Source organism: Romboutsia sp., assembly GCF_035470145.1.
GTDB lineage: Bacteria > Bacillota > Clostridia > Peptostreptococcales > Peptostreptococcaceae > Romboutsia_D.
Genome location: NZ_DATIRC010000210.1, coordinates 1 through 3241, shown reverse-complemented (window position 1 = coordinate 3241; position 3241 = coordinate 1). Strand labels below are relative to the sequence as shown.

Below are 3241 nucleotides of genomic sequence, written 5' to 3'. Positions count from 1 at the left end.
TTTCTTGTTGCCCAATATGGGCTATCTCCTTTATCCATAAAGTCTTTTGCTAAAGATGTTATGATCTCGTATTCCCCCATTTTAAACACCCCTATTTTTTATACTTTTCCTTTGTATCTTCCCATATCATTTCAATTAATTTAGAAATACCTACCTGTTTATTATCCTTGTCTTTAATCGTTCTTGCAAATTTTTCCATTTCTTGTAAAGTTTCTAGCTTTATATAAATTGTCTTATTAACTTTCACTTCATCACCTCTGCTTGTCTTTATATTTATATTATAACACAAATTCTCCACGTGTATGTATGTAGAATAAAAATTATACCAATAATCGTATGACAAATTAAGACAAATAAAAAAGCTACCTAAGTAGCCTTTACAATCTCAAACCCTTCAATATTTCCCTTAATTATTTCCCTTTTTAACATTTCTTCTTTTAACCATTCAATTTCAGCTAATAGCGTAACTCTTTCGTGCCATATCTTAGGCTTATTAGCTTCTACATATTCCCAATCAATATTATTATCATGTAGCCATTTTTCTGCTTTCTCAAGCCTATTTAGTCCCTTTTCGTATTGCTTTATTAATTCCTCTCTATTCACATTTTCAACCCCTTATTTTCTTTTAAACTTTTTCAAATATTCTTCCATTTCCTGCTTTGATAATTTTATTGTCTTTACTTCACTTATAATATTCTTATTTTCATTTTCCCATTCATACTTCAATTCTGTACTAGTTCCCCATGTTGTTTTTTTCTTTTTCACTTCTAAAATTCTCCCTCTATCTGAATAAATTCTTGGCTATTTATTGAATAATCTCTATCAAGTTCTATCGATCTTCCTTCTTTGTAAAATCTTTTTCTAGCATTATCAAACATTAATTTTATACCTATGTTTTTTCCTGTATGTCTATTTTTAACTATCTTTAAAACTGCATCATATTCAGTATTAGCTTCATTGTAATTTCTTTCAATCGTTGTTACATAATCAGCCAAGTTGGTTATATTTGCACTTCCAGCAACGTCATCTTTTGAAACATTTTCAGAATTATCACCTTTACCATTTTTTCTAGGGTGAGCCACCAAATGCACAAGTGCATCATATTTTTTGGCAAAGTTTTTTAATTTAGTTGTAATCATTGTCTGCGCTTTAAGTTCGTCTGATATATCATCATGTAACATCATTAAGTTATCTAATATAAATATTTTTACACCATTTCTTTTTACAAGTTGTTCCATCTTTGCTATTACTGTATTTATAGAATAATCATCATCAGTATATATAAAAAGTCTTTCGCCTATTTCATTTTGTATTTTTTCAGTAGCTTCAACGCTAACCTTTTGATACTTCATTCCTTCATAATTTGTATAAGTTGAAAATTGATTAGCATTAGCATAAGTATTTATAAGCCAATATTTAGTCTGTGACGGTATAAGTTCCCCACTAAATAAAAATACTTTTTCATTATTACTCAAGGCTTCTGCCACATATATTTGGTTAATTATTGTACTTTTACCACTTCCATTTCTTCCCGTTAAAACGTTAATTGATCCAAAACACATTCCTAAAATTTCTTCATCAACTTCTTTAAGTCCTGTTTTCATTTTTTTCATTTCATATATATTAAAATCACCTATATCTGATAAACAACTTACACCGTTGATATTTATGCTTTTAGCACTTCTAATAGCTTTTAAAACTTCCTCCTTGCCCTCTTTATACAAAGTATCATTAATATCATTATGCTTTATATATTCAACAACTTTACAAGCATTTGGAAGCCTGCTGCTAATCTCTTTTGCTCCTTTTATTCCTGCTTCGTCATTGTCAAACCATATGACGCACTCGTCTACTTGCTCTAAAAACTCCCAATTAGTATTAAGCCATTCTGCACTATTTGCACCCGTTGGAACTGATACAGTATTTTTATATCCTGCTTCAATAGCTGATAGTGCATCAAATTCTCCCTCGCAAATCAGTAAGGGCTTTGTAATATCAACTTTTTCCATCAAGTACAATGTATTTATATTTGTTCCACTTTCAAACCACATCTTTAAATCTTTTTTATTGTTTTTGTCTATTTTCCTAGCTGGTCTATATTTATTTGAGATATGTTCCCCTAACTCATTCCTATACTCAAATACAATATTATCTTTATTTGCTTTTACATTTGCATATTTTATTGTTTCTTCACTTATTTTTCTAAGCTTGATATAATCAATAACCTTAGACATATCATTTTGATGCGTTTTAGGTGTCTTTATAGGTTCTCTAGGACTGTTTTCGATAGATAAGTCAATCATCAAATTAAAATCCGTTACAATCGACCTAATAGCTTCTATGAAGCTTTTGCCATAATAACTTTGATAATGATTTATAATATCGTAACTTTGACCACATGAAAAACATTTAAATCTTTTATGCTTATTATCAAAAGCCATACTCGGATTATTTTCACCATGCAAAAAGCATTTACATTTCCCATGTTCCAATATTAGTCCTAAATCATTGATTATTTTATCTTTAACTTGGTTACAATCTATATATAGTTTAATATCATTAATCGCATTTTTAATTATATTTTCATTTCCCACAAGTACCCCACCTTTTACTAAACTATTTTATATTTAATAATTCCATTATCACTAACTCTTTTTATTAGTGTAAATTCAAATAAATTTAAAGTATCCTCTAAATATTCAATACTACAACCAACTATAAATGAAATTTTTTCTTTATTTATTTCAGTATAATCACACTTATTCCTAACGTAGAAGCTTCTTAATACATCATATATATCTTTAGTTTTGCTACTGTTAAAATATTTAAGCAACTCATTAACTTCTTTCCTATCCTTCATAATCGCACCCCTTTCACTAAACTATTTTTATTTTTTGTACATTTTTATTTCTATCTTTGCATATATTATGGTTATAAGAATTTTTTTTCGAGCCACCTATTGCAGTAGGTGTTTTTTCTTTTTGGTTTAAATAATTTTCAAACTTAGTCCCAAATAAAGTTTCGGGTCTTAAATACTTTTCCATTTCAGTCCCTAGCCATTCTTTAGCTTTTACATCAATCACTTTGTAAAAATCATCTTCATTAAATCCTTCTTTTACTCTAGCATTTATTAAAGTTTGAGTTTTTTTAGTAGAAGCTTTGTATTTAGTAGAAGCTAATTCATTCAATCGAGTAATAACTCGACTATATATTTTACTTTCTTTTTCTTTTTCTTTGATAG

At 28.3% G+C, this 3241-nt stretch carries 6 protein-coding genes; all 6 read right to left on the bottom strand.

Translation table 11 applies throughout. From position 1 onward, the window contains the following. Positions 1-91: 91 nt before the first annotated feature. Positions 92-247 (bottom strand): hypothetical protein, encoded by a 156-nt coding sequence (locus tag VLM92_RS08905; RefSeq protein ID WP_325275989.1) that lies wholly within the window; start codon positions 245-247, stop codon positions 92-94. Positions 248-366: 119 nt separating this feature from the next. After that, positions 367-603: a hypothetical protein gene (locus VLM92_RS08900; RefSeq protein WP_325275988.1), complete on the bottom strand. Its 237-nt coding sequence runs from the start codon at positions 601-603 to the stop codon at positions 367-369. 12 nt (positions 604-615) lie between these two features. Then, positions 616-765: a hypothetical protein gene (locus VLM92_RS08895; RefSeq protein ID WP_325275987.1), complete on the bottom strand. Its 150-nt coding sequence runs from the start codon at positions 763-765 to the stop codon at positions 616-618. 2 nt (positions 766-767) lie between these two features. Next, on the bottom strand, positions 768-2594 hold the full coding sequence (locus VLM92_RS08890; RefSeq protein WP_325275986.1) for a DnaB-like helicase C-terminal domain-containing protein: 1827 nt from the start codon (positions 2592-2594) through the stop codon (positions 768-770). A gap of 17 nt (positions 2595-2611) precedes the next feature. Then, positions 2612-2860 (bottom strand): hypothetical protein, encoded by a 249-nt coding sequence (locus VLM92_RS08885; protein WP_325275985.1) that lies wholly within the window; start codon positions 2858-2860, stop codon positions 2612-2614. A 16-nt stretch (positions 2861-2876) separates the two neighbouring features. Next, a partial coding sequence (locus VLM92_RS08880) for a conserved phage C-terminal domain-containing protein (protein ID WP_325275984.1) occupies positions 2877-3241 on the bottom strand: 365 nt, incomplete at its 5' end.